This window comes from Veillonella sp. AF36-20BH (assembly GCF_003602765.1).
Lineage (GTDB): Bacteria > Bacillota > Negativicutes > Veillonellales > Veillonellaceae > Veillonella > Veillonella hominis.
This window is the reverse complement of record NZ_QTLR01000001.1, coordinates 335,566-360,910: the sequence shown is the minus strand read 5'-3', so window position 1 is coordinate 360,910 and position 25,345 is coordinate 335,566. Positions and strand designations below refer to the sequence as shown.

The following is a 25,345-nucleotide window of genomic DNA, read 5'->3' as shown; positions in this document are numbered from 1 at the left end:
TATACCTTCTACAGGTAATACCCATTAATTCGTACGTTCTAAAAGATAATCAATTAATGCTGATAGTATAGTTGTATCATAAGAAACCAAGTTTAACGCATCATGAGCTTGGCTACCTACTAAGTAGGCTTGATGTTTTGCTTGCTCTAAACCTAGTAAAGATACATAGGTAGATTTATGTTGGCGAATATCACTACCGGGTGTTTTTCCTAATTCTTCAATAGTACCGGTTACATCTAAAATATCATCAGTAATTTGGAATAATAATCCCAGGCAATTAGAATATTCCATAAGGGCTGTTCGCGTAGTCTTATTAGCACTTCCAAGAATAAGACCTAATTCTACAGAAGCGTTAAATAGTGCACCTGTTTTACCAGTATGTAAAACCTTTAATTCTTCTAAAGGAATATGTTTGTCTTCGCTGAGCAAATCAAAGGCTTGTCCCCCAACCATACCTTCAGGACCAGCCGCAGTAGCAACACATTTTATAGCATCTAGTTTTTGCTGTGCACTAGCAACTGTATTTGAAGTCATCAATTGAAAGGCATATGTTAATAACCCATCACCGGCTAAAATAGCAAGTCCCTCACCGTATACTTTGTGATTGGTCAAATTACCTCTACGATAATCATCATTATCCATAGCTGGTAAATCATCATGAACTAATGAATACGTATGGATACACTCCATAGCACATAGAAATTCCTTATAATCAGCTGGCTCTTTATGAAGCATTTCCAACACAGCCTTAGTTAAAATAGGTCGTATTCGTTTGCCACCTTGCATTAAACTATAATTCATAGATTCATAAAGTTGTTCAAATTCTTGATTTGGGCTATTAAGTACTTCGCCTAACCATTGTTCAATATTTTGTTTGCTAGATGCTAAATAATCTTTGAACATAGAATCTCCTTATTCGCTGATGCGGACTTCTTCGATAATTTGTTGTACTTCATCTTCAACAGAGTCAAGCATTTCAGCACATTCTTTTACCAAAGTTAAGCCCTTTTTATATTGTGATAAAAGCTCAGAAATGGTCATATCCCCATCGTCTAATTGCTTAACAATATCTTCTAAGGCCTTATATTTTTTCTCATAACTTTTTAGTGATGCGGCCATCCTTGTGCGCCTCCTTTACCGTAGCAGTAATATAACCATCAGCTAGTGTAACTCGTATATCGTCATTTAGTTGTAATTGGGCAACCGATGTAATAGGTTTGTTATCATGCTCAACCTTTGCAAAACCTTTAATCATCATTTGTAATGGATTTAGCGACTCTAACTGTTGTGCCAATAATGCTAAGCTATGTCTCTCTGCATTACATCGTTCTTTAGTTGCATTAGTTAGAGTTTGTGAAAGCTCTTGTAAGTGTGATTTTTGCTTATGTAAAAATTGCAGAGCTGGAATACCAAGTTTTCGATTAAAGAGCAATGTTAAATCTGTACGTTTTTGTTGTAGTGTATAGCGTATATATTCGTGTAAATACTCTTCTTTTTCTGTCAGCTGATCTTGTAATGTAGTAATTGGAAGTACTGCCATTTCTGTAGCATGGCTAGGCGTAGCCCCGCGCGCATCAGCTACATAATCACATAAGGTGTAATCTGTTTCATGACCTACCGCCGAAATAATCGGTGTATGAGCATTATAAATTGCCTCTACAACAGCTCTATCATTGAAACACCACAAGTCCTCCATAGATCCACCACCACGACCAACGATGATGACATCAATATCTGGATCAGCATCTGCCGTAGCAATTCCTTTTGCTATAATTGGGCCTGCGGTACTACCTTGTACAGGAACGGAAAACAATTTAAATTGAACTAGTGGATTGCGTTGTTTACTAACATGTAGAATATCATGTAATACAGCACCAGATTGGGATGTAACAATACCAATGCAACTCGCCATATAGGGTAAACCTACTTTATGGCTATCATCAAAGTACCCCAAAGCAGTTAACGCTCGTTTTAGAGCGTCAAATTCAAGCTGTAACGGACTTTTAGCACCTATCTGCATATCTGATGCAATGAGATTTAAACGGCCCATTTTATTGTAAAAGTTAACAGATGCTTTTACAGTTACTAATAAACCATTTTGAATGGCATTAACTAGTCCCTTTTGCATGACTGTACTAGACCACATTGTCACATCAATAGCAGATTCCTCATCTTTTAAAGAAAAATACATATGTCCACTACTATGGCATTTTGCATTAATGATTGTACCACTTACATATACATTCTTTAATAGATATTCACGGTCTAAAGTACGCTTTATGAGATTGTTCAATTGTGTAATGGTTAGTACATTCACGATTATCCTCTAGATTCTTGTAAATATGCAGCACCAAAAGCATTACCTGTGGCATTATCAACAGAAAATTGTGTCTGCGCTACATGTAATTGGAGACGATTACGTTTACAACAAATTTCCATGCGCTTACGAAGTAAACTATTACTCATCACACCACCTACAGCGATAAGTGTACGTACAGGTTTCTCTTTAGTATGATAAGTAATCATTTTTTCTAGAGCATTTCCAATGGAAGTAAAAACAGCTCTAGCTAACTTAGATTTATCTATATCACTCATAGCGTTATTTATACGCCGCATAGCAGCACTACAAGGACCGGCAAAGCTAATCCATCCGTCTTTTACAGATGATGGCAATGGTTCATATTCTGTAGTTTGTAATGCTAAAGCCTCTAAATGTTTACCTGCAGGAAATGGTAAGCCTAATGCGACACCTATACGATCAACATATTGCCCCCCTTGTAAATCTTTAGAACCACCAACGATGTGAGATTCAAAAATACCGTTTCCTTGATAATGGCAATATACTAGTTCTGTCGTGCCACCTGATAGATGTAATGCCAAAAATGGCTCATTAGGAATATTTTTTAAATCCCTCAAAGCAGCTAATATATGATTCTCTTGATGTGCAAAAATATGTAAAGGTACATTCATAAGATGACTCAAGGTTTCTCCTTGGCCTAACCCAACCATAAAGGCTGGCATATACGAATTTTCTTCGCGCCGTGGAAAGCCACTAACACCGATACCGCTAATCGATACCTGAGGTAATTCTGACATTAGCTTAGGTAATGCCTTTATATGCTGAAAGACCATATTTGATTGTTGTAGTCCTCGCTCACCTGGTTTTACCTCTAAGATTTTACGTGCTTCCCCTACTATGTGAAAGTCGCTATCTACAATGGCACAACTTGTGGTGTAACAGCTCGTATCAATGCCTAAGTAATATCGTTTCATTATTTACTCTTATTGTATGCGTCTAAGATTGCATTAATTAATTTATAAGATGCATCAGATCCAAACTCTTTTGCTAATTGAATGGCTTCATTAATAGCAATGGATGGCTCTAAAGCTTCCGCTTTATTTGTCATTTCCCAAACGGCAATACGTAAAATAGAACGATCCACCTTATCTAAATTTGCTACTTTACGAGATTTACAGAATGGCTGTAATGTAGCATCAATTGCTTCAGTGTTTGATAGTACACCCTCTATAATACTATTTGCATATGCCTTATCCATTGCTTTATGAATGTTTCCTTCAGGAAATTGAACATCATTTTGATCAGTATGAAATTCATTGGCATATAACATTTGGAATGCGTATTGACGAGCCTCTCGCCGATTTCGCTTAGTTACCATGTAAAACTGGCTCCTTTTCTTTTACAATACCTTCAATATGCACATCAACCTTAATATGATCAAGATCTAGCATATTTTTTAAGGTTTGTTTGATTTCTAATTGCAATTGTTTTGATAATTCAATGAGATTATATCCATACAATGCTTTAATATAAATGTTAATTTCAATAAAACCTTTACGATGCTTTACATTGATACCAGGTAAGCTACGCTGACCAAAAGCATGTGTAATACCCTCTACCAACTCATCGTAAAAGCGTGGGCTTAAAGAATGAATACCAGGAATGGTTCCTAAAGTTTTTGTTGCTACATCAATGATGACAGAATCTGCAATATCAATGGTATCCGTGTCTAAACCATAATTTAATTGATTATCTGAACTCATAGAGATACCTCCTATGGCTGTTGAGGTGTTACTAAATCATCAAAAATAATGTCTTGTACAACTACATCAATAGTTTGAACCTCAATTTCTGTATAAGAGACTAAAGCAGTTTTAATGCGCTCTTGTAGACGTAAAACAACATCAGGAATACGATATCCATACTGAATGCACACATATAGTGTAACTGATATTGCTCCTTCATCGTTAAAGGATATCTTAACACCTTCATGATCGGATTTACGTCTAAAAAAAGTGTTAACGCCATCATTAAAGGTGGAACTCATATGATGAATTCCCTTTGTGTCAAGCGCTGTCATTGTTACAATTGTAGCATATACATCATCGTTAATCTTAATCTTACCCGACTCTAGTTCAGTATTTTTCTTGGTCATACTGGCCTCTTTCAAAAAAAGCACCTGTCCCTATATATAATTACATAGACGACAAGTGCTTACAGTGCAAATGTTACGATATATGGGGAATAAGATTCCTTGAAAAGATCTTGCCCCAATACATATCAATGAGTATTAGGCACGTTCGATGTATTGTCCTGTACGAGTATCAATACGAAGTACATCATCTACTTCAATGAAGAGAGGTACTTTTACAGTGTAGCCTGTTTCTAATACGGCTGGTTTATTACCACCAGTCGCAGTATCGCCACGGATACCAGGATCTGTTTCAACTACGCGAAGTTCAACAGCTACAGGTAAATCGATACCGATTACGATACCTTGGAAAAACATGATGGATACTTCCATATTTTCAAGAAGGAAGTTTTTAGCATCACCTAATTGTTCAAGGGTAAGTTCAACTTGATCATAAGTTTCGTTATCCATGAATGTATAAGAGCCATCAGATTCATATAAGTATTGCATACGACGACGATCAACATGTGCTTTAGGCACTTTTTCACCTGCATTAAATGTACGCTCAACTACAGAACCAGTTTGCAAGTTTTTCATTTTAGTACGTACGAATGCAGCACCTTTACCTGGTTTAACGTGTTGAAAATCAACTACTTGCCATACATTACCGTCAATTTCAACGGTTACACCTGGACGAAAATCATTACTGGAAATCATCTAACTCTTCTCCTTCTAAATACCTATTTCAATTAACTCTTTTGGACTATGTGTCAACACCTCATAGCCGTCAGATTTGACGATGACACTATCCTCTATTCTCAATCCGATAGTACCTGTTATATAAATGCCAGGTTCTACCGTAATGATCATATTTTCTGTAAATACCGTATCGGATTTAGTATTGGCTACTGGTTCTTCGTGAATCTCAAGACCTACGCCATGCCCAGTACCATGATTAAATTCCTTGGTATATCCATGTTCTTTAATATAATCACGACAAACTGCATCAAGTTCTTTACCAGTAATACCAGCCCGAACTGCAGCTACGCCACGTTTTTGTGCTTCTAAAACTATACCATACAGGTTCTTTTGTAATTCAGAGGCAGGCCCCATTACAATAGTTCTAGTCATATCAGAATGATAACCCTTATATACTGCACCAAAGTCAAAGGTAACAAAATCACCTGCTTCAATGACCTTATCACTGGCTACACCATGAGGCATACTAGAACGATTACCAGAAGCAACAATGGTTGCAAAGGAAGGTTCCTCTGATCCACGTTTTAACATTTCTGATTCTAATATAATGCGCGCTTCGTTTTCTGTCATCCCTACCTTTAGTTGTGGTAGCAAGGCAGCAAAAGCACCATCACCAATTTTAGCAGCTTTACGCAATAAGTCTAATTCATCTTCACGCTTAACCGCACGTAGTTTTGCAAAATTGATAGATGTAAAATTAAAGCGTTCATCTAATGTATCACATAAAGTTTCATACGTATCCACAGGCATTTGTTTGCCTTCTATACCGAATAAACTTTCGTGAATATGATATTCATTGAATATATCTACAAGAGTATCCATAACAGTTGTTTCATATTGAATAACTGTGTACCCTTCACATTGTTTTGTTGCTTGTTCAGTATATCTGAAATCAGTAATCATAAAGGCTTTATCTTGAGTAATGATAGCAAAGCCTGTAGTACCAGTAAAGCCTGCAAAATAATGTAAATTTATAGGGCTTATTAAAATGACGCCTGTTAATTCTTGCTCTTTAATATACTGTTGTAGCAGATTTAATCCATTCATAATCTTGCTCCTAGTCTATAAAGTACAATTAATCTTACCATAAAATGCCTATATTGAATAGAATTTTATGCTATTTTTTAAAGCCCTCTATCTGTTCAACGGTCAATTCCATTGCAGAACCAACTTCCTCAATGCCACTTAAATCAATATGACCAATCGTAAGACGTTTCAAATATGTTACAGTACCACCTGCAGCACCAATCATGCGCTTAACTTGATGATATTTGCCTTCTTCAATCGTTATATGTGCTGAGTGTAACGATACAGATTCGATTTCTGCCGGTTTACATTGCGTACCATCTCCAAGAAGAATTCCCTTTTTAATACGTTGTATACCTTCATCAGATAGCGTTCCTTCAAATTCTACGTAATAAATCTTAGGCACATGTTTATTACCATTGATGATAGAATGTCCCCACACACCATCATTAGTTAATAATAAAAGTCCTTCTGTATCCTTGTCTAATCTGCCTACTGGAACAACTCCCATTTTTATGAATTCTGGAGGGAGTAAATCCATAACAACAGGGTGATTAGAATCTTCTACCGCTGTAACATAGCCCTTTGGCTTATGAAATTTTACATAATATAGTTGAGTAGTACTAACAACCTTACCATCAACAGCAACTATATCAACATTAATATCAATGTGAGTATCTTTTTTCGTTGTTATACTACCATTGATGGTAACCCTTCTATCCTTTATGATTTGATGGACTTCTTTTCGACTACCATAAGCTTTATTGGCTAATAATTTATCTAGTCGCATCATGCATGACCTTGTAATATATCTACGTGTGCTGTATCATTGAGCAAGTTTAAAATATTATGATCAAACTCTCCCATGCCATTATAGAATATACGATTAATTGCTGTATTACCTTGACTAAAATTCCAACAATGACTAATGGAAATATCTAATAATTTACACAATAATGTTCGTATAGTTCCACCATGACAAGCAATGAGAAGTGTTTCCTCCTCATTATTAACATTGATAAATTCCTCTAGACCTTCCCATGCACGGTCTTGTAAATTCTTAAAGCTTTCACCATTAGGAACCTTAACTAGATGTGGTCGCAAATACATTTCATCTATCAAACCAGGCCAACGATCTTCGATATCTGAAAATAGCATAGCTTCCCAATCGCCAAAATTAAGTTCTCGTAAGCGTTTATCTACTGTTATAGGAGTAGTACGTTCCCCGCGAATGACTTCAGCTGTAACTAAAGCACGACTCAAATCACTAGATAATATGCGATCAAATTTAACATCTTTAAGAGCCTGACCACATGCCTTTGCTTGATTTAAACCATTTTCATTAAGTGGAACATCTGTGATGCCTTGGTATTTTCCCATTTTGTTCCAATCAGTTTCACCATGGCGCACAATATACAATGTCTTCATAGTCTTCCTATACTTTCAAAATATCTGTTAATTTTTCTACTAACTTAACATTAGTATCATGATCTTTAATTGCAACGCGAACCCATTGATTATTTAATCCCATATAAGAATCACAGTTGCGAACAATCATATTATCTTTTTTAAGAGCTTCATTAATCGACTCTGCCGTTATTCCTTCTTGCTCAATGTGGAACAACATAAAATTAGCTGAAGGCGGATATACAGTAATACCATCTATAGTATCTAATGAGTTATGCATAAAAAGTTGCTCTTCATGTAATACTTGTTTTGTTCGTTTCACATACTCTACATCATTCAAAGCCGCCTCTGTATAGGATTGAGCTAATGTGTTAACAGACCAAGTGGGAATAAAACTATTTAGTTGCTCAATGATAAGAGGATTGCTGAAAGCAGCACCAATTCGTAGCCCTGGCACGGCATAGAATTTTGTAAAAGAATGAACCACGATAATATTATCAAACTCGTTAACTAGGGAGCGCATGGAGTATTCATTATCTTGTAATGTGTCGTTACCAACAAAATCGATAAAGGACTCATCTATAACAAGTAAACTATTAGCATCTTTCAGCATGCTTGCAATAGTACGAATATGGTTTTTATCAAGTAACGTACCATCTGGATTATTGGGATTACCTAGAAATACAATAATATGACCATCTTGCCCCTTTAACTCAGCTGCAAAAGTTTCTAATGCTAAATAAGGAACCTCAAAATAAGGTTTTCCATGTTCATCTTCCCGTGGTCGATAATAAATATCGCGTACTGGAATTCTACTTGCTTCTAAAGCTGCTTTATATTCAGAAAAACCTGGTGCGGGAACAAAAGCGCCCGTATAGCCAGGTAACCGACAAATTGCATATAATAGCTCTGCTGCTCCATTGCCAACTACAATTTGATTTTTATTCATACCATAGATATCAGCAATGGCATTTAATATATCATCATTTGTAGCATCCGGATAATGTGATATATATCGCAATTGAGATTCTAATGCAGATAAGCCACGTTGGCTAGGGCCTAGTGAATTAATATTAGCACTAAAGTCAATAACATCGTATGGTTCAATTCGTTGTTCATGGGCAAACTGAAAGATATTGCCCCCATGTATTTTAGACATACTATTCTCTTTCTATGAAATACTTTATCGTTTGATATAAGTTAATCCTTCATTCGTAGTTTCAACCGTATCTACATAGGTTAATTGTGGCAACTTACGTAAAATCTCATTCTTACAATCATCAATACGACCATAATCAACGGGGAATAATAGTCCCATAATGGTTCCGCTATGAGCGATGATTGTTCCCACACTATTATAAGAATTACCTACATCGTGAAAGTCATATAAATTAGGTTTATATAAAATACGCTGATTGCCAAAAGCACTTAATGTAGCAGCTTGGCCAATGAGCTTTATATCATGCGTTATAAGACCCTGTTTAAAGAAATCAAAGGATTCTTGTATAATAGATTCTTTTTCTAAAATTTTATTTTGTAAATCTGCTTGTTTATTAAAGCTAACTGTATCAATGCTACCGCCTTCGTCAAAAACGAGGATTTTTAAAGGTGGGCACATACCTAATGGCTTAGAGATAGTCCCTTTAATATAATCAAACTGAGTTACACCTTGATAAAAAGAGGCATCTGTAGGCTCTACAGATAGACAAATTTGCTCAAGTTCTTTTAATGATAAATCATAGTCCATGGCCAAAGCTGTAGCCATAGCTGTTACAGAAATATCTGCCGAACTTGAAGCCATGCCTTTTCCTTGCAGAATATCGGATCTTACATACACAGGCGGGCAAATTTGATTTTTATTTTTTTGTTGGACCAATTCTTGTACTAATTTACGAGCTTGTGCAGATTTTGGTTGAAGTGCACAAAATTCTTTAGAAAAAGGTTGTATTACATTACTCAATGCGTAGGAGTATCGATTAATTGGACATGTCACTAAAAATGACTGACCATCAATAGAACCTTGTAGAAATTCCCCACATGTACCTGGGGCTCTTACATAATAGGTCACATTAAACTCCTTTCACATCAAATAAAGTATACGTTCTAAAGATATTAAAACTTTGAAAATCAAAAATTTAGAGTTAGAACATAGTTGGATTATTAACTACCGTAGCTGATAGTATAGATAAAATTATGCTATATACCAATATCAATAATACTTCAGTTACTTCCACAACAAATCCATATGTATCACCAGTAGTGCCACCTAACGCTTTTACAATATAGCGGTTTAATAATCGGTTAATAATATACGTAATAATCATGCTAACAATATTGATTTGGAAAATACCTATAGTAGCATATACTAACACACCTAGTCCTACCAAATACCCTACATCAGGTGCTGAAAAAATTGCATAAGCACCATATAAAAGTGTATATAATACTAAACCGATTAATAGTAATAGAATAGGCATAAAGAACGTAGATATGGTGTTATAAGTAATAACATATTTAGGTGCTAAATTAGCAAATGCTGCCCCCATCCCCTGTTCTCTAGCATATGGATAGGATCGAATACTAAAAACCATAGACCAGCGGCTCATTAAAGGCATCATAATGAGTGCCATAGGAATAAATTCAGCCGATGGAATCGAAGCTAATAATTGCCATTTCAAAAGTGTAACAAATACAAAAGCAACAACTCCAAAGGAGCCTATACGACTATCTTTCATGATTTCTAGTTTACGTTCTCTTTCACGGCCGGAAAACAAACCATCGCTTGTATCCATCAAACCATCAGCATGAAGGCCACCAGTTATTAAAAACTCAGCCACAACGATAATTAACATCAATGGCATAATCGGAATAAATGGCGACAATACGCCATATAATATAGCTAGTATGAGACCAATAATAAGGCCCACATAAGGAAAGGCTACTACCGATTTACCAAAGTCCTCTACAGACCATTCAGTTTGATTTACAAGTTTTAAACGCGTTAAAAATTGTAGTGCTATAAAAAAAGGTGTCATTATACATTCATCCCATAGGTAATGACTGTACTAATGATGACCATTAGTATAGTCGTAACATACATCATATAAATAGTTCGTGTAATATGGTTGCGATTCAACTTTTCAATAGGGTCACCCATATATTCGCGAAAAGTCATTTTTTTGAAATATTGATTGTAACCACCTAAGCGAATATGTAAAGCTCCTGCAACTGGTGCTTCTGCGTAACCACCATTAGGGCTTGGATGTTTCTTAGCATCGCGCAAACCAATTTGGATCGCCTTTTTTGCATCAAAGCGTAAAAAGAATGCAGAAATTACAATTAATACAAAGGTAATTCGGGCAGGAATCCAATTTAATATGTCATCAAAGCGTGCAGCTACGCGACCAAAGTACAAGTACTTTTGATTCTTATAGCCTAACATAGAATCCATAGTATTAGCAGTTCTATAAAGAATAGCCCCCATAGGGCCACCGATAATAAAAAAGAAAAAAGGTGCAATGATACCATCTACCGTATTTTCCGCAATCGTTTCTACTGTAGCACGAGTGATTTCACTTTCATCTAGGTCTTCAGTATCACGTCCCACAATCCAAGATAAACGTTTACGAGCTTCTACGATATTACCTTGTTTTATTAACTGACTAATCGTAAAACCTGCGCCAGCCAATGAACGTGGAGAAATGGCGATGTAGAGGATCACTACTTCGAAAGCATAGTATACCCATTTGTCTACTACTCCACCTAGCCATAACAATAAAGATACTATGATATATACCGATATAAGAATTAAACCTACTGCAATACCACCGTACCACAATTTCTTCGTATCATTATCAGTGTCCTTATAAAGAACGGCTTCAAAAAAAGATATTATACGTCCAATAATGGCCACTGGATGATATTTACTATTAGGATCTCCAATAATTAAATCCAATAAAAATGCTAAAACTGGTATACACACAAAGTTATACTTCGAAAACCAGTGAAAAAATGTTAAATGTTCCATATATCTCCTCTACTATCCCAAAGTAGACATAATATAGTCCATATCTAAATGTTCCTCCACAATATCAGCTAAGCGATTATATGCCGCATTTTTATGTTCAAAATAATGGAATACTACATCTAATGGTTGTAATCCCTTGCGTTCACGTAATTGATTGATAATAAAACGTCTAAACTCGTCATTATCAAATACACCGTGAATATATGTACCCATTACCTGATGATTGCCATCAATAAAACCATCAATAACATTGACGGCCTCTTCACTGCGACTTGTAATTGTAAAGCAACGAGACACTGTATCTGCTAGTGGTGTAGTATCCCCCATATGAATTTCATAGCCTACTAATTTTTCACCCCTGAAAGTACCATTTAAGAACTGTAAATTAGATACATTGAATTGTACTTGATGGGTAGTTTTTTGAGCCTTCATAGTCGTGGAGGATTCAACAAGGCCAAGTCCTTCAATTTCCTCGATATCACCTTCCATATGATGCGGATCATAAATAGTTTTACCTAACATTTGGTTACCGCCACAAACACCGATAACAGGTGTACCTTGAGCAGCCAATTTTTTGATTTCATCAGCAAAGCCTGTATCGCGTAAATATGTTAAGTCAGCCAATGTATTTTTAGAACCAGGTAATATAATTAAATCTGGTGTACCGATAACATCTCCAGGGCCTACAAAACGGACAGATACATCTGGCTCATAATTAAGTGCATCAAAGTCTGTAAAATTAGAGATTTTAGGTGTTTGCATAACTACGACCTGAATATCTTTAGACCCACTATTGCGTTTGTTCTCTAATGCAACAGAATCTTCTTCATCAATATCGAGGTTTTCAATGGCAGGAATAACTCCTACCACTTTTTTACCTGTTTTTTCTTCAATAAATGTAAGAGCTGGTTCTAATAGTTTGATATCACCACGGAATTTATTGATAACGATACCTTTGATAAGATCGCGTTCTTCTGGTTCTAATAGTTCTAAGGTACCAACAATAGACGCAATAGCACCACCTCGGTCAATATCTGCAATGAGAAAAACTGGAGCTTGAGTCATCTTGGCAATACGCATATTTACAATGTCATTTGCTTTTAAGTTAACTTCTGCAGGGCTACCAGCACCTTCGATAACCATCATATCAAAATTTGAATCTAAGAAATCGATAGATTCTTTAACCTTATCTAAAGCGGTTAGAGAATATTTAGTATGATATTCTTTAGCACTATATACACCAACAGGTTTTCCCATCAATACAACTTGAGACGATTGATTGCCTGTAGGTTTTAATAAAACAGGATTCATTTGAACTATTGGATCAATACCAGCGGCTTCGGCTTGAGCGACTTGAGCACGACCAATTTCATCGCCCCATTTTGTCACATAAGAATTGAGAGCCATATTTTGTGCTTTAAAAGGAACGGTCTTAAAACCTTTTCTATAAAAAATACGGCATAATGCAGTACAAAGAATACTTTTACCTACATTAGAACTCGTTCCTTGAAACATTATTTTCTTAGCCATTTATATGAACCTCCTGTGATTTCAATTCAATGGTAACACCACTAATTGTTAAATAGAGTTTATCTGCAACAGAAGCTACTGCTCGATTCACACGACCAGCAATATCTCTAAAATATCTAGCCAGTTTATTATCCGGCACAATACCTAACCCAATTTCATTGGTCACAAATATAACTGTTTTACCTTCACATGATTGTATCGAGTCTAATAAAGTGTCTAATTCTGAAAGTATTGTCTGTTCTAAACTATTAGCATCTTCTTGACCACGAATGGAGCCATAAGCCATCATGTGATTGGTAGTGAACATGGTTAAACAATCTATAAGAATTACATCTGCTGATTTACTGATATTTTCCCATTCATCAGCTAAATGTAAAGGTACTTCAAAATTATTCCATATTTTTCCTCGTCGCTCTTGATGTTTTTTGATGCGATCCACCATTTCCTCATCAAAAGCTTGGCCCGTAGCTACATAAGCTTTTAAACCTTTTGTAGCCAATGCTAAACGTTCAGCAAATTCACTTTTTCCACTACGTGCCCCACCGGAACACAATATAATTTGTGATTTCATAATGCACCTATACAAGAATTTATAATTTCAGTATCATTATAAGTATAACAAAGGAGCGATACTATGGAAATTATGAATATGAAACTAAAAATGATGGCTACTTTATGGGATAACACATATCGTGTTGCCATCGATGACGGGCAAGGTAAATATATTGGTACTGCACGAGTAGTAGTGAATGTTCCGCTACCACCAGAAGCCTTACCAGAAAATGCACCTCAAGTTGAAGCACAACTCTTAGTATTAGTTGAAGACTTTGATTTCGGCGCTGATAAAATTATAAACTTTGAAACAACATTAGCCAATCTATTAAGAGAAAAATTCCGTTATGAAATTCCTCATATCTTTTTCTACTATCCTAGTCCTCAAGATGTTTTAAACCAAACAATTTCACAATAAGGTCTATAACGAGCAAAAAGCTATGTAAAATACATAGCTTTTTTTGTTTATTCTGCTCCAAGTTCTTCCTCTACACGACACAAGATAAAGCAAAGGTCGGATAGACGATTTAAGTATTTTAAATTAGATTCGTGAACACTTTCACCAGCGTCTAATACCCGCCATAAAGCGCGTTCCGCACGTCGAGTAATCGTTCTAGCTACATGTAAGTAAGCAGAAGATTGTTTTTCACCTGGAATAACAAAACTAGATAAAGGTTCTAATTTTGCATCAAAGCGATCTATAACTTTTTCTAAATGCTTTACATATTGCTCAGTAATTACCGGAGCGGCATTTAAACTTGCAATATCGGCCATTAATGTCCATAAGTTGCGCTCAATATCGTATAATTCAGCAGAAACACGTGGATTTTCAGCATAAGCGCGAGCCAATCCTAAAAAAGCTTGTAATTCATCGATTGTACCATAAGCTTCTACGCGTAAAGATGATTTCTGTACACGTTCGCCCGTGTATAAACCAGTTGTACCAGCATCACCTGTTTTTGTATAAACGCTACTTGCCATATGATTACCTCCTATAGATAACATGGATGTAGAAATAAAAGCTAAAGAATCCCAACCTTGAGATTATTTGTATTCAGGGAACCAAAGATGAATTTCACGAGCAGCGGCTTCTGGAGAATCAGAAGCATGTACTACGTTAGCATCCATTGTTAGGGCATAGTCACCACGAATACTACCAGGGGCAGCATCTACAGGATTTGTTGCTCCGTTTAAAGCACGTACGGATACAATTGCGTTCTCACCAGCTAACACAAAAGCAAGAACTGGTCCTGATGTAATAAAATCAACTAATTCACCAAAGAATGGTTTTTCCTTATGTTCTGTATAATGTTCTTCCGCTAATTCACGAGGTACTTGTAAGAGTTTTAATGCTTTAATAACAAGGCCTTTACGTTCATAACGGCTAAGAATTTCACCACTTAATTGACGTTTAACTGCATCTGGTTTAATTAAAACTAATGTTTCTTGCATAATACCCTCCAGTAGATACTAATTATAATATTGCCTTTTCTTTATACTTTGGATTCATAGCTTGTTTCTTTAACTTTTGAATACGTTCTTCCGTGCGAGGATGTGTACTAAAAAGATTGCTCAAGCTTTCACCAATTCCCATCATAGGGTTAATAATAAACATATGGGCTGTAGCATTACTTGCATTAGGCAATGCACCATGTTTAGAGTAGTAGTCAATTTTTGCAAGTGCAGAAGCCAGTGCTAATGGATTGCGACACATATCTCCGCCTCCCTCATCAGCTAAAAACTCACGAGTACGGGAAATACTCATCTGAATAAGACCAGCTGCGATAGGTGCAATAATGATTGTACCAAGAAGCGCCAAAGGGTTAGTACCTTCTCGATCATCGGAACGCCCAAATATGGCAGTAAATTGAAGTATATTGGCTATCATAGAAATAGCACCAGCCATCATAGCTGCAATTGTACTAATCAATGTATCTCGATTCTTAACATGCGTTAATTCGTGTGCAAGCACACCTTCTAATTCTTCATCAGTTAATAGACGTTGGATACCTTCTGTAACAGCAACTGCTGCATGACTAGGATTTCTACCTGTTGCAAATGCATTCGGTACCTCACTGGGAATGATATAAACCTTTGGCATTGGTAAATTACCATTTTTAGCCAATTGCTCTACCATTGCATATAGTTTTGGATTAGACTGTGCAGTAACAGGTTGAGCATTGTATTGGGCTAAAACGATTTTATCGCTGTACCAATAGGACATAAAATTCATACCCATGGATATGACAAACATCATAATCATACCGCTTCTGCCGCCAATCATATCACCAATAACCACTAAAATGGCCGTTAGCGTCGCTAATAAAAGTGTTGTTTTTATATTGTTCATAGTTTCCTCCAATTATTGTTATGGACTATGCCTAACACTATAATTATACCATAAACTATATAATTAACGCTCCAGTTGTATCAGCTTCTAAGCAATATATTTTATTTTCAATCTCATTTGCTGTGAATACGGCCCCCATAGCCTTTGCTACCTCTTGTACATGAGTTTTATCAACATATGCAATCAGAGTAGAACCCGATCCACTGATAGTAGCACCGTAAGCTCCAGCAACTTTTGCGGCTTCAAAAACTTCATCACAATGAGGAATCAATGTCTTACGATAAGGTACATGCAAGTTGTCATCTAAGGCAACAGATAAATTACTTAATTGATGCGTAATTAAGCTTGTTACAAATAATGAAGCATGACTTACATTTTGTACAGCTTCTTTAAATGGAATATGATTTGGTAGCACAGAACGAGCATATTCAGTAGATACCATGACTTCTGGTACTACAACAGCAAAATGTAGCTCCGGAGGAATAGAAATGACCGTGTTTAGTACCTTATTTTTTAAACCTGTAGCACAACATAAATTTCCGTAAATAGCTGGCGCCACATTATCTGGATGACCTTCCATACGATTTGCTATAACTAGTAACTCTTCTTTTGAAAGTGGATGCTTTACCAATGCGTTCGCCAGTAAAAGTCCCCCTACTATAGCCGTACTACTACTACCTAGTCCACGAGATGGAGGAATCAAGGTTTCAGAAGTTATATGACCATATCGAATTGGTTCTTGAGCAGTAGCAAAAACTTGATCCATAGCGAAACCAATTAGATTCTTTTTAGGATCTTCAGCGCGTAGAATATCTGCACCAAAACCTTCAAAAGTATATATATATTCTGTAGCATTTTCATCTGGTGTAAAGCTGAATATATTATAAAGATTTAGTGCTAATCCTAAGCAATCAAAACCTGGGCCACAGTTTGCACTAGTGGCAGGTACTTGTACACGAACAGTATTCATAATTAAGCTTCCATAATACGAATGACACTATTAACAGCCTTAACGGAGCGCAAGCTATTAAAAGAGTCTATAAGATTTAAAATATAAGATCTTGGGCATTTAGATGTAACAATGGCAAGAACTGCAGTTTCTGGATCCATATTTCGTTGAACGATGGATAAAACAGAAATTTTTTGTTCTGCTAATTTTGCAGAGATTTTTGCTAGAACACCTGTTTTATTATCCACTGCTAAACGCAAGTAGTAGCTAGATTGGATTTTACCTGGAGAATAAATATCTTTTTGATCATAATAGAACGGTTTCAAACGCCCTGTTTCATTATAAGAGACATTCTTTGCCACTTCCATTATGTCAGATACTACAGAACTACCTGTCGGTAAGCTACCTGCACCACGACCATATAGCATGACATCATCGATACCATTACCCTTAACATAAATTGCATTATAGGATCCGCGAACAGATGCCAATGGATGTGTAGTAGGAATAAATGCAGGGTATACATTTAGAGATAATCCTTGAGCAGTTTCTTTAGCAATACCTAATAATTTAATATTGTAACCAAACTCTTTCCCAAATTTTATATCTTCAGTATCAATACAAGTAATACCTTCTACAGTTACATCTTCAAAGAAAATACGACGGTTAAAACTAATGGATGCAAGTATTGCCAATTTACGAGCTGCATCAAGGCCTTCAACATCAGCTGTAGGATCTGCCTCTGCATATCCTAACTCTTGTGCTTCTTTCAATACATCTTGATAGCTTAAACCTTCTTCAGACATTTTAGTCAAAATAAAGTTTGTAGTACCGTTCATAATGCCAATGATTTCAGTAATACGATTACCGGCTAACGATTCATATAATGTGCGGATTATAGGAATACCACCTAAAACAGATGCTTCAAAACGTAAGTCTACCCCATTTTTACTCGCTAAGTCTAATAAGTATGGACCAGCTTCTGCTAATAAGTCTTTATTTGCAGTTACCACATTCTTCTTAGCTTTTAAAGCCCCTTCTACACAATCTTTTGCAAAGTTTGTACCACCCATTAATTCCACTACCATTTGAATGGAGTCATCTTTTAATACTTCATCAATATCAGTTACATATTTAGCTGTTTCTGGTAATATAATATGACTATATTTTTCTGGATTTCGTACGTAAATTTTAGAAATTTCAACATTGACACCTGTACGATTTTTAATTAATTCAGCATTGTCTTGCAATAAGTTAAAAGTACCTTGTGCAACAGTACCAAAACCTAATAAAGCAATTTTTATAGTGGTCATAATCGTCCTACTCTCTTAATTAGCCTATGCTTGGCCTAAAATCTCTACCTTTATAATACCCTTCATAGAGCGAATATCTAGCAATAAATCTTCTAATGAGCCTTGTAAATCCTTGGTTTCAAAAGAAATGCTACTATTCGCAATGCCTTGTAATGGAATATCTTGATTAATCGTTAAAATACTACCGTTACGTTCAGCAATGGCTTTCAAAACGCTTGATAACATACCAGATTCATTTGACATAGAAACATAAATACTAACAATTTTTCCTTGAGCAATTTCAAAAAATGGAAAAACATAATCCTTGTATTTATAATACGCAGATCGACTTAAATCCATTTTTTCAACTGCTTCGTTAATTGTTTTAACCTCACCTAGTTTTAGAATTTCTTTTACTTTTATCGTCTTTTTTATAGCCTCTGGTAAAATATCTTCTTGAACCAGATAAAATTTATCTTTTTTTGGTTTAGACATAGAGCACACTCCCTTATTGTTCTCTTGAAGTTTCTTGGGCAACGAATTGTCGTCCATATAATGTTAATACTGCATACATACCGATAAAGAATGGCATATACTCAGCCACAACACGCCATCCTACAGCGATGATGCCCACTGTTCCATTAGGTACAAAGGCACTAAATAATACTACAAATAGACCTTCTGCAATGCCTGTTCCCCCTGGGGTTGGTGCAAAATACAAAATAAGATTTAATAAAATCATGCGATCTAAAATATCGATAATAGGAATATCTGGTGTGAAAGCATACATTAAGGCGGGTGCAATACAATATAAGCATAATAAACTCAAACCAGATTCAATAAAAACTATTAAAGATTGGACAGGTTGTTTATAAAGTAAACCAAGACCTTGATTTAGTGTTTCTAATTTAGAAAGCCAATCTTTAGTGTTATGTGCTTTAAATCGTTGTGCTAGATTATAGACAAATTGACGCATATACTTAGTCTGTAATATATAAGTTCCCACTAAGGTTGCTATAACAGCAAGCACGGCAAAAATCAAAAGCATATCACGAGAGATATATGGAATTTCAATAGCATCTCGTAAGAATACTAATGGCAGCATAATGACCAAAAACATAATGGAAAATACGGTACGTATTAATACAATCGGTGTACCTTTAGATATAGGTACGCCATAACTTCTCAACACCAGTACTTGCGCGACAGCACCACCGCTAGCTCCAGGTGTCAACATAGCCATAAAATAATTACTAAAAATAACTCGTAGCACTGCTCGTATCGATAACTTGTAACCACCAATTTTTACGAGCCTTTGAAGTCGTAATCCATCAAAATACATACCTGCTACTAAAGCAACTAAAGCTAATAATAAGGAAATACTATTAAAAGATGATATGGCTTTCAATGCATCTAAATCAATAGTATAGTAAATAATACCAATTGATACAGCCAATAACAAGAGAAACATAAAGATGCCTCTCTTCATCATTTTACTCATACCAAGTCTCCATAATTAATGAGCTCTATATCATGTTGACTTATATATAATCGCGTATGACTGGAACAGAGTGCATGCAACTCATCTTCCCAATGATAACCCCAATTATAAAGCTTACTAAGAATACTACTATTACTACCTGGGTGAACCATCAATTCATGTGTACCAGAATGTTTATTTACCGCTTTTAGGATACCCATTAGAGATTTCTGATTTATATGACCTCCATTTACCATGCCCCAAAAATATTGGGTTGTAGTCATACAATTATTTCGTATGATTGGTCGCGCATTAGCCGCAACCGTTGATAAACCAACTTTACCAAGAAATCGAATTGGGGAATACATATAATTCATAAAACCAGTAGACTCATCGGGTATACGTATAGCATGTATACCAAAGGATTTTGCCTGTTCAATCACAATTGGCAATACCGTTGGTAACACATGCAAATGTTGATGTCCATCAATATGAGTTACCCTTAAGCCGGTATCCATTATTTGAGCTATTTGTGCATGAATCTCTTTACGTAATTCACTATAATTGATTTTGCCAGAGTAAATACGTTTAATAAATTCTACATAGTTCTCTGGAAATACACCTTCTGGTGTGAGAAGTGATGAAACTTCTGATGGATCACATACTGGTTTGACCCCACCCACCAAGGTAATATGAATACCAATGCCCAACTTAGGGTTTTGTTTTGCCATACTTACGGCTTCTGTAAAAGCTTCTCCTCCTGCCATTAAAGAGGTACTGGTAATAATACCTCTACGGTGACCATCAATAATACCAGCATTAACTGCACTATGAAGGCCAAAATCGTCTGCATTTACAATTAATTTGGACATAGTTATCTTCCTTTTCATGAAAAAAAGGGAGAACTTTGTTCTCCCACAAAGGATATATGTTATTTTACCAAATACACAACTAAAAAATCAATACAAAAGCCCTCTACTTGTTTACTAGTAGAGGACTTTTTATAAGGTCATAAAATTTTATCATATATATACTAAGGCATCAATTGTTCTTGTACTTTATACATACATAATGCAGCAGCTACGCTTACATTTAAGGATTCCATATCACCATACATAGGAATCATAATACGATTTGTACATAGATTCATAACTTCTGGTGTTACACCATTTCCTTCGTTTCCTAATACTAGCATAGTTCGCTTAGCATAACTTACAGTATGATAAGGATTGGAATGTTCTAAAGCTGTTACATAGCTAGTCATATTAGACTCGGTTACCATATCATGTAACAGAGATAAGGTAATGTCTTCATATAAAGGTATTTTATGTAAGGCGCTCATAGTACTGCGCACTGTCTTGTCATTAAAAGGGTCCACAGTTCCTTTCATCAAAAATATCCCTTTAACACCTGCTGCAACAGCAGTACGAATAATGGTACCTAGATTGCCGGGATCTTGAACACCATCTAATGTAATATATAAACCATCCACAATAGAAATTGATTCAATATCATATGTAGGCTTTGATACAATAGCAACTACACCTTGTCCATTTACGGTATTATCTACTTTATCAAACACTGGATCTTGTGCGATATATTTAGGTACAGATTGAACAGTATCTAAGTCTAATAAATCTAATATATTTTTATCTTGCGCTTTAGATTCACGTATAACGATTGTTTTTACTGCACCCATAGCTGCAATATCTCGAATAGAGCGAATGCCTTCAACGATGTACTCTCCATTTTTTTGGCGATTTTTACGTTGCCTTAATGAGATAATTCGCTTAATCGTTTTATTATCTTTAGATTGGATAAATTCCATACTAACTCCCACTGTGTTGATTATTCCATAGATTATAAAAGGCCCCTTTTAAGTTGATAAGCTCATTAAAAGATCCTTTTTCTATTATTTTACCATATTCCATATACACTATTTTATTGGCATCTTCTACTGTTGAAAGACGATGAGCAATACTTACGATTGTTTTACTACCTCGAATATTTTCAATACTTGCTTGAATTTGCTTCTCCGTATGACTATCGATATTAGCCGTTGCTTCATCTAGCAATAGAATTGGTGTTTTTTTAATCAAGGTACGGCCAAAAGCCAATAATTGTTTTTGCCCATCAGATAATAAGGAGCCTAAATAACCAACCGGTGTCTCATACCCTTCCGGAAGTTGTTCAATCATAGAATCCAAATTAACTTGTTTTGCTGCATTGATCATTTCCTCATTAGAAATTGATGTATCAAAAAGTGTTAAGTTATCTCTAATGGAACCCTTAAATAGATAAGCTTGCTGAAAAACATATCCCATTAAATGGCGAAGCACAGAATTGTCATATTTGGTAATATTTATACCGTTGATATAGATAGTCCCTCTTGTTGGTTTGTAGACCCCCATCAACAATGCTAAAAGTGTAGATTTACCACTACCAGAAGGACCTACAATCCCTATGAATTCTCCAGCTTTAATGTTTAATGTAAAGTCTTCTAGCGCATAAATGTCGTTATTATTATAGGAAAACCACACATGCTCAAATTCAATGGTCTCTATATGTTTAAATTCATCAGGAACTTCATTAGCCATCTGACGCTCTTCTTCCTCTAATAAGGGAACTAATCTTTCAGCACCAGCTAATGCACTTTGTAGTGAGTTATATTTATCTGCAATTTCCTTTAATGGTTGGAAGAATCGGTCCATATATTGGATAAAGGCAAATACTGTACCAGCGTCAGCTACAGAGTCTATTAAATTCGTAGTTATAAAAATAACAATTAACGCAACAAAGAATAGACCATCTACGAGTGGTCTAAAAATAGAAAATGTAGTAACTTCAAAAAGGCCTGCTTCTAAGAAACCTTTATTAACAGTATTATAACGTTCCTCAATTGCTTTTTCGCCACCATAGGATTTTACGATTACAATATAATTTAACAGTTCCTTGATACTCGCATTAGATGCAGCTACAGAGCGTCTTACCTGACGAAATGCTTTGCGGGAAAACTTTTGAAACACCCAAATAATTCCACCCATTATAGGTAATAAAATTGTCATGATGATAGCTAGGGGTACATTAATAGCATACATAAATCCTAATATACCAATAATCATCAAACCGCTACTAGCTAAATTCAAAATTACATCTGTATATAATGTACGTAATGACTCTACATCATTAGTGATGCGAGTTACCCAATTGCCAATCGGCAACTTATAAAATTCATCATGTGGTTTATTAAGAATCTTTTTAAAGACAATACTACGAATATTATAAATTATTTTTTGACCAAAACTTTTTAAAAAATAATTCTCTACAAAAATAAATAAAACACTACCAATTATAGTAAGTCCATACATTAGAGCATAGTATTCAATAACAGCGATATCATTAGTGGCAAAGCCAAGATCGATGACTTGCTTTGTTATATACGGTCGTAAAAGTAATAGCACTAAATTTCCTGCTAGCGCAACCGTTGCTAATAATAGAATACCTAAATAAGGCTTAATGTAGCCAGTTATATAGGAGAACAAAGCCCAGTCATTTCTTAGATTACGCTTCTTCATAATGGGCCTCTCCTTTCTGCGCTTCATATAAGGTGCGGTATAAACCATTGTTAGCTAATAATTCTTTATGAGTACCTTCTTCTACGATACGCCCCTCATCGAATACTAGAATTTTATCTGCTTTCTCTACAACCTCTAATCGCTGTGAAATACATAAAATTGTTTGTTCTTTTACATTATGTAATGTATTTAAAATAGTTGTAACTGTTACTGCATCTAAAGCAGAAAAACAATCATCTAGCAATAAATATGGTGCATTTTTATAAAAGCCGCGAGCCATATTGATTCGCTGCTTTTGTCCACCTGATAAATCATGACCTTCTTCAGCGAGCTCATGTAAATCATCGTTTAACAAATCGCCTAAATCTCTATATAAGTCTGCCTTTTGTGCCGCAACCTCTACAGTTTCGTGCATAGGTAAATTTTTACCAAATTTAATATTATCTGCAATGGTCGTACTTAAAAGGTAAGATTGTGTTGGCACATAAGCAATTGAGTTTCTAAGTTTTGATAAAGAAACAGCAGCTAAATCTTGATTACCAAAATAAATGGACTGTTCCGGACATTCTTGTAATCCAATAAGCAATTTAAACAATGTACTTTTACCAGAACCAGGTTTGCCAACTAAACCAATAAAAGAGCCTTTCGGTATTGTCGTTGTCACTTGAGATAATGCATGACCTTTAGAGTTTTCATAATTAAAATCTAAGTATCGGATGTGAATATCCTCAAGTGGCAATACCTCATCGGTATCATCTATTGTTTCAGTGGGCAAATGCAAGAAATCCATGATACGATCTAAAGAAGCAAGACCTTTTTGTACAATAGAAATAAGGCCTCCAAAGCCTATTAAAGGCCCTACAATTAACATTATAAAAGAATTGATTGTAACAAATTCGCCTATAGTCATTTTACCTTCTACAGCTAAATGTCCACAAATAAAAATACTAATACTGATACAGATAAAGGGTGCAATTCTTGTTAACGGTGTTAATATTGCATCTAGTAGTGCAACATCCATATTCTTCTTATAATTAAGTTTATTTATTTTTTCAAAAGAGTTAGATATAATGCTTTCACGATTAAAAGCGCGAATAACATCCATCCCTTGAAATAGCTCTTGTCCAAACTCTGTTAAATCGCTATAAGTAGCTTGTGCACTACGTTGTTTAATACGTAGCTTTCTGCCTAGTACAAATATAGTCACAATAATTAAGAATACAGGTGTCATAATTTTAAAAGCTAATACAGTATTAATCTTTTGAATTAATATTATGGAGCCCACAACGGAATAGAAAATAATATCCACTACAATCATTACACCTAGACCAAGGGCAACACGTAACGATGTTACATCGTTAGTCATGAGCGCCATAACCTTACCAGGTCCATTAGCCTCATAGTACGTTGTTTTTACTTGTAATGCTTTACTACACAAAATCTCACGAAAAAGATACTCCATGCGACGAATAGATCCTAATAGGGTTCTACGTGAAATAACTTTCAAAATAGTGATAATAATAAATAATAAAATAAAATAATAAATATAAGTAACTAAACCTTCCTTATTATTGCTCAATGTATCTATAGCATTGCCAATGAATTGAGGAACAAATAAAAAAGCCACATCAATTGCCATCAACATAGTTAAGCCAATGGCATAGATCCAGCCTTCACGCCGGAAAAACTGCATAAATAAATCTATTGGTTTCATAGGTCCTCTCTAATATATTCTATTAAGTCTAATTAAAATCATTGCCTATATAATCATTAGTATTATTATATTGTAATTGAATTTGAATCAATACTGTAAAAGCTAAATCAACAAACTTTATTATGTTAACTTTACTCTTTATAGTATACACATTTTTTATAATACATTAATACACCTATATGTATAATAGTTAGATTAAATATTTTTATCACAGCAGTAGTTGTATTTCAACAATATAAGTTAAATGACCTCTT

At 35.3% G+C, this 25,345-nt stretch carries 29 protein-coding genes; 1 reads left to right on the top strand and 28 read right to left on the bottom strand.

Going from position 1 to position 25,345, the window contains the following annotated elements:
- Positions 1 to 24: 24 nt before the first annotated feature.
- The 17 genes from DW000_RS01800 to cobU all read right to left on the bottom strand — a co-directional run bounded on the left by DW000_RS01800 (position 25) and on the right by cobU (position 13,750).
- Positions 25 to 903 (bottom strand): polyprenyl synthetase family protein, encoded by an 879-nt coding sequence (locus DW000_RS01800; protein ID WP_012864361.1) that lies wholly within the window; start codon positions 901 to 903, stop codon positions 25 to 27.
- Positions 904 to 912: 9 nt separating this feature from the next.
- Positions 913 to 1,119 carry an exodeoxyribonuclease VII small subunit gene (xseB, locus tag DW000_RS01795; protein ID WP_004697322.1) on the bottom strand — a complete coding sequence of 69 codons (207 nt, stop codon included), beginning with the start codon at positions 1,117 to 1,119 and terminating at the stop codon, positions 913 to 915.
- Positions 1,094 to 2,317, bottom strand: coding sequence for an exodeoxyribonuclease VII large subunit (gene xseA / locus DW000_RS01790; RefSeq protein ID WP_120054778.1), 1,224 nt, complete (start codon positions 2,315 to 2,317; stop codon positions 1,094 to 1,096). The genes xseB and xseA overlap by 26 nt, the downstream gene beginning before the upstream one ends.
- Positions 2,318 to 2,319: 2 nt before the next feature.
- Positions 2,320 to 3,273, bottom strand: a complete 954-nt coding sequence (locus tag DW000_RS01785; RefSeq protein WP_120054777.1) for a metallohydrolase — start codon at positions 3,271 to 3,273, stop codon at positions 2,320 to 2,322.
- Complete coding sequence (nusB, locus tag DW000_RS01780) at positions 3,273 to 3,677, bottom strand: transcription antitermination factor NusB (protein ID WP_120054776.1); 405 nt, start codon at positions 3,675 to 3,677, stop codon at positions 3,273 to 3,275. Before nusB ends, DW000_RS01785 begins: the two co-directional genes overlap by 1 nt.
- Complete coding sequence (locus DW000_RS01775) at positions 3,667 to 4,062, bottom strand: Asp23/Gls24 family envelope stress response protein (RefSeq protein ID WP_004695803.1); 396 nt, start codon at positions 4,060 to 4,062, stop codon at positions 3,667 to 3,669. The genes nusB and DW000_RS01775 overlap by 11 nt, the downstream gene beginning before the upstream one ends.
- An 11-nt stretch (positions 4,063 to 4,073) precedes the next feature.
- Positions 4,074 to 4,454, bottom strand: a complete 381-nt coding sequence (locus DW000_RS01770) for an Asp23/Gls24 family envelope stress response protein (RefSeq protein WP_004695801.1) — start codon at positions 4,452 to 4,454, stop codon at positions 4,074 to 4,076.
- A gap of 135 nt (positions 4,455 to 4,589) precedes the next feature.
- Complete coding sequence (gene efp, locus DW000_RS01765; protein WP_004695799.1) at positions 4,590 to 5,147, bottom strand: elongation factor P; 558 nt, start codon at positions 5,145 to 5,147, stop codon at positions 4,590 to 4,592.
- A 15-nt stretch (positions 5,148 to 5,162) separates the two neighbouring features.
- The gene (locus DW000_RS01760; protein ID WP_120054775.1) at positions 5,163 to 6,236 is read right to left on the bottom strand and encodes a Xaa-Pro peptidase family protein; all 1,074 of its coding nucleotides are present in this window, start codon (positions 6,234 to 6,236) and stop codon (positions 5,163 to 5,165) included.
- Between the two features lie 70 nt (positions 6,237 to 6,306).
- Positions 6,307 to 7,005, bottom strand: a complete 699-nt coding sequence (locus DW000_RS01755) for a pseudouridine synthase (protein WP_120054860.1) — start codon at positions 7,003 to 7,005, stop codon at positions 6,307 to 6,309.
- On the bottom strand, positions 7,005 to 7,643 hold the full coding sequence (cobC, locus tag DW000_RS01750; protein ID WP_120054774.1) for an alpha-ribazole phosphatase: 639 nt from the start codon (positions 7,641 to 7,643) through the stop codon (positions 7,005 to 7,007). Before cobC ends, DW000_RS01755 begins: the two co-directional genes overlap by 1 nt.
- 7 nt (positions 7,644 to 7,650) lie before the next feature.
- Positions 7,651 to 8,781, bottom strand: a complete 1,131-nt coding sequence (locus DW000_RS01745) for a threonine-phosphate decarboxylase (RefSeq protein WP_120054773.1) — start codon at positions 8,779 to 8,781, stop codon at positions 7,651 to 7,653.
- A gap of 24 nt (positions 8,782 to 8,805) precedes the next feature.
- Positions 8,806 to 9,690: a GHMP kinase gene (locus DW000_RS01740; RefSeq protein WP_120054772.1), complete on the bottom strand. Its 885-nt coding sequence runs from the start codon at positions 9,688 to 9,690 to the stop codon at positions 8,806 to 8,808.
- A gap of 73 nt (positions 9,691 to 9,763) precedes the next feature.
- Positions 9,764 to 10,657 (bottom strand): adenosylcobinamide-GDP ribazoletransferase, encoded by an 894-nt coding sequence (gene cobS / locus DW000_RS01735; RefSeq protein WP_077708403.1) that lies wholly within the window; start codon positions 10,655 to 10,657, stop codon positions 9,764 to 9,766.
- Positions 10,657 to 11,649: an adenosylcobinamide-phosphate synthase CbiB gene (gene cbiB / locus DW000_RS01730; RefSeq protein ID WP_120054771.1), complete on the bottom strand. Its 993-nt coding sequence runs from the start codon at positions 11,647 to 11,649 to the stop codon at positions 10,657 to 10,659. Before cbiB ends, cobS begins: the two co-directional genes overlap by 1 nt.
- Positions 11,650 to 11,661: 12 nt before the next feature.
- A complete protein-coding gene (locus DW000_RS01725; RefSeq protein WP_120054770.1) occupies positions 11,662 to 13,179 on the bottom strand; it encodes a cobyric acid synthase in 1,518 nt (505 codons plus the stop codon).
- Positions 13,172 to 13,750 carry a bifunctional adenosylcobinamide kinase/adenosylcobinamide-phosphate guanylyltransferase gene (gene cobU / locus DW000_RS01720; RefSeq protein WP_120054769.1) on the bottom strand — a complete coding sequence of 193 codons (579 nt, stop codon included), beginning with the start codon at positions 13,748 to 13,750 and terminating at the stop codon, positions 13,172 to 13,174. The genes DW000_RS01725 and cobU overlap by 8 nt, the downstream gene beginning before the upstream one ends.
- 63 nt (positions 13,751 to 13,813) lie before the next feature.
- Here cobU and DW000_RS01715 point away from each other — a divergent pair, with 63 nt between their 5' ends.
- Positions 13,814 to 14,149, top strand: a complete 336-nt coding sequence (locus DW000_RS01715) for a hypothetical protein (protein ID WP_004695781.1) — start codon at positions 13,814 to 13,816, stop codon at positions 14,147 to 14,149.
- A 47-nt stretch (positions 14,150 to 14,196) separates the two neighbouring features.
- On the opposite strand, the gene DW000_RS01710 is transcribed toward DW000_RS01715, so the two are convergent.
- The 11 genes from DW000_RS01710 to DW000_RS01660 form a co-directional block, all read right to left on the bottom strand.
- The gene (locus tag DW000_RS01710; RefSeq protein ID WP_012864346.1) at positions 14,197 to 14,712 is read right to left on the bottom strand and encodes a cob(I)yrinic acid a,c-diamide adenosyltransferase; all 516 of its coding nucleotides are present in this window, start codon (positions 14,710 to 14,712) and stop codon (positions 14,197 to 14,199) included.
- A 63-nt stretch (positions 14,713 to 14,775) separates the two neighbouring features.
- Positions 14,776 to 15,183 (bottom strand): nucleoside-diphosphate kinase, encoded by a 408-nt coding sequence (gene ndk, locus DW000_RS01705; protein ID WP_120054768.1) that lies wholly within the window; start codon positions 15,181 to 15,183, stop codon positions 14,776 to 14,778.
- Positions 15,184 to 15,205: 22 nt separating this feature from the next.
- Complete coding sequence (htpX, locus tag DW000_RS01700) at positions 15,206 to 16,081, bottom strand: zinc metalloprotease HtpX (protein ID WP_012864344.1); 876 nt, start codon at positions 16,079 to 16,081, stop codon at positions 15,206 to 15,208.
- A gap of 55 nt (positions 16,082 to 16,136) precedes the next feature.
- Positions 16,137 to 17,051, bottom strand: a complete 915-nt coding sequence (thrB, locus tag DW000_RS01695; RefSeq protein ID WP_120054767.1) for a homoserine kinase — start codon at positions 17,049 to 17,051, stop codon at positions 16,137 to 16,139.
- A gap of 2 nt (positions 17,052 to 17,053) precedes the next feature.
- Positions 17,054 to 18,343 (bottom strand): homoserine dehydrogenase, encoded by a 1,290-nt coding sequence (locus tag DW000_RS01690; RefSeq protein WP_120054766.1) that lies wholly within the window; start codon positions 18,341 to 18,343, stop codon positions 17,054 to 17,056.
- Between the two features lie 24 nt (positions 18,344 to 18,367).
- A complete protein-coding gene (locus DW000_RS01685; protein ID WP_004695770.1) occupies positions 18,368 to 18,817 on the bottom strand; it encodes an ACT domain-containing protein in 450 nt (149 codons plus the stop codon).
- A 13-nt stretch (positions 18,818 to 18,830) separates the two neighbouring features.
- Positions 18,831 to 19,823, bottom strand: coding sequence for a lysylphosphatidylglycerol synthase transmembrane domain-containing protein (locus DW000_RS01680; protein ID WP_120054765.1), 993 nt, complete (start codon positions 19,821 to 19,823; stop codon positions 18,831 to 18,833).
- Positions 19,820 to 20,674: a ChbG/HpnK family deacetylase gene (locus tag DW000_RS01675; protein WP_120054764.1), complete on the bottom strand. Its 855-nt coding sequence runs from the start codon at positions 20,672 to 20,674 to the stop codon at positions 19,820 to 19,822. Before DW000_RS01675 ends, DW000_RS01680 begins: the two co-directional genes overlap by 4 nt.
- A 161-nt stretch (positions 20,675 to 20,835) precedes the next feature.
- Positions 20,836 to 21,630, bottom strand: coding sequence for an RNA methyltransferase (locus DW000_RS01670; RefSeq protein WP_120054763.1), 795 nt, complete (start codon positions 21,628 to 21,630; stop codon positions 20,836 to 20,838).
- 1 nt (position 21,631) lies between these two features.
- Entirely contained in the window at positions 21,632 to 23,377 is a 1,746-nt protein-coding gene (locus DW000_RS01665) for an ABC transporter ATP-binding protein (RefSeq protein WP_120054762.1), read from the bottom strand.
- Entirely contained in the window at positions 23,364 to 25,091 is a 1,728-nt protein-coding gene (locus DW000_RS01660) for an ABC transporter ATP-binding protein (RefSeq protein WP_120054761.1), read from the bottom strand. The genes DW000_RS01665 and DW000_RS01660 overlap by 14 nt, the downstream gene beginning before the upstream one ends.
- Positions 25,092 to 25,345: the final 254 nt, after the last annotated feature.

Excerpts from the sequence above, each read along its gene's own strand:
- DW000_RS01800 (WP_012864361.1), bottom strand. The coding sequence starts at position 903 with ATGTTCAAAGATTATTTAGCATCTAGCAAACAAAATATTGAACAATGG.
- xseB (WP_004697322.1), bottom strand. The coding sequence starts at position 1,119 with ATGGCCGCATCACTAAAAAGTTATGAGAAAAAATATAAGGCCTTAGAA.
- DW000_RS01785 (WP_120054777.1), bottom strand. The coding sequence starts at position 3,273 with ATGAAACGATATTACTTAGGCATTGATACGAGCTGTTACACCACAAGT.
- nusB (WP_120054776.1), bottom strand. The coding sequence starts at position 3,677 with ATGGTAACTAAGCGAAATCGGCGAGAGGCTCGTCAATACGCATTCCAA.
- DW000_RS01775 (WP_004695803.1), bottom strand. The coding sequence starts at position 4,062 with ATGAGTTCAGATAATCAATTAAATTATGGTTTAGACACGGATACCATT.
- DW000_RS01770 (WP_004695801.1), bottom strand. The coding sequence starts at position 4,454 with ATGACCAAGAAAAATACTGAACTAGAGTCGGGTAAGATTAAGATTAAC.
- efp (WP_004695799.1), bottom strand. The coding sequence starts at position 5,147 with ATGATTTCCAGTAATGATTTTCGTCCAGGTGTAACCGTTGAAATTGAC.
- DW000_RS01760 (WP_120054775.1), bottom strand. The coding sequence starts at position 6,236 with ATGAATGGATTAAATCTGCTACAACAGTATATTAAAGAGCAAGAATTA.
- DW000_RS01755 (WP_120054860.1), bottom strand. The coding sequence starts at position 7,005 with ATGCGACTAGATAAATTATTAGCCAATAAAGCTTATGGTAGTCGAAAA.
- cobC (WP_120054774.1), bottom strand. The coding sequence starts at position 7,643 with ATGAAGACATTGTATATTGTGCGCCATGGTGAAACTGATTGGAACAAA.
- DW000_RS01745 (WP_120054773.1), bottom strand. The coding sequence starts at position 8,781 with ATGTCTAAAATACATGGGGGCAATATCTTTCAGTTTGCCCATGAACAA.
- cobS (WP_077708403.1), bottom strand. The coding sequence starts at position 10,657 with ATGACACCTTTTTTTATAGCACTACAATTTTTAACGCGTTTAAAACTT.
- cbiB (WP_120054771.1), bottom strand. The coding sequence starts at position 11,649 with ATGGAACATTTAACATTTTTTCACTGGTTTTCGAAGTATAACTTTGTG.
- DW000_RS01725 (WP_120054770.1), bottom strand. The coding sequence starts at position 13,179 with ATGGCTAAGAAAATAATGTTTCAAGGAACGAGTTCTAATGTAGGTAAA.
- cobU (WP_120054769.1), bottom strand. The coding sequence starts at position 13,750 with ATGAAATCACAAATTATATTGTGTTCCGGTGGGGCACGTAGTGGAAAA.
- DW000_RS01715 (WP_004695781.1), top strand. The coding sequence starts at position 13,814 with ATGGAAATTATGAATATGAAACTAAAAATGATGGCTACTTTATGGGAT.
- DW000_RS01710 (WP_012864346.1), bottom strand. The coding sequence starts at position 14,712 with ATGGCAAGTAGCGTTTATACAAAAACAGGTGATGCTGGTACAACTGGT.
- ndk (WP_120054768.1), bottom strand. The coding sequence starts at position 15,183 with ATGCAAGAAACATTAGTTTTAATTAAACCAGATGCAGTTAAACGTCAA.
- htpX (WP_012864344.1), bottom strand. The coding sequence starts at position 16,081 with ATGAACAATATAAAAACAACACTTTTATTAGCGACGCTAACGGCCATT.
- thrB (WP_120054767.1), bottom strand. The coding sequence starts at position 17,051 with ATGAATACTGTTCGTGTACAAGTACCTGCCACTAGTGCAAACTGTGGC.
- DW000_RS01690 (WP_120054766.1), bottom strand. The coding sequence starts at position 18,343 with ATGACCACTATAAAAATTGCTTTATTAGGTTTTGGTACTGTTGCACAA.
- DW000_RS01685 (WP_004695770.1), bottom strand. The coding sequence starts at position 18,817 with ATGTCTAAACCAAAAAAAGATAAATTTTATCTGGTTCAAGAAGATATT.
- DW000_RS01680 (WP_120054765.1), bottom strand. The coding sequence starts at position 19,823 with ATGAGTAAAATGATGAAGAGAGGCATCTTTATGTTTCTCTTGTTATTG.
- DW000_RS01675 (WP_120054764.1), bottom strand. The coding sequence starts at position 20,674 with ATGTCCAAATTAATTGTAAATGCAGACGATTTTGGCCTTCATAGTGCA.
- DW000_RS01670 (WP_120054763.1), bottom strand. The coding sequence starts at position 21,630 with ATGGAATTTATCCAATCTAAAGATAATAAAACGATTAAGCGAATTATC.
- DW000_RS01665 (WP_120054762.1), bottom strand. The coding sequence starts at position 23,377 with ATGAAGAAGCGTAATCTAAGAAATGACTGGGCTTTGTTCTCCTATATA.
- DW000_RS01660 (WP_120054761.1), bottom strand. The coding sequence starts at position 25,091 with ATGAAACCAATAGATTTATTTATGCAGTTTTTCCGGCGTGAAGGCTGG.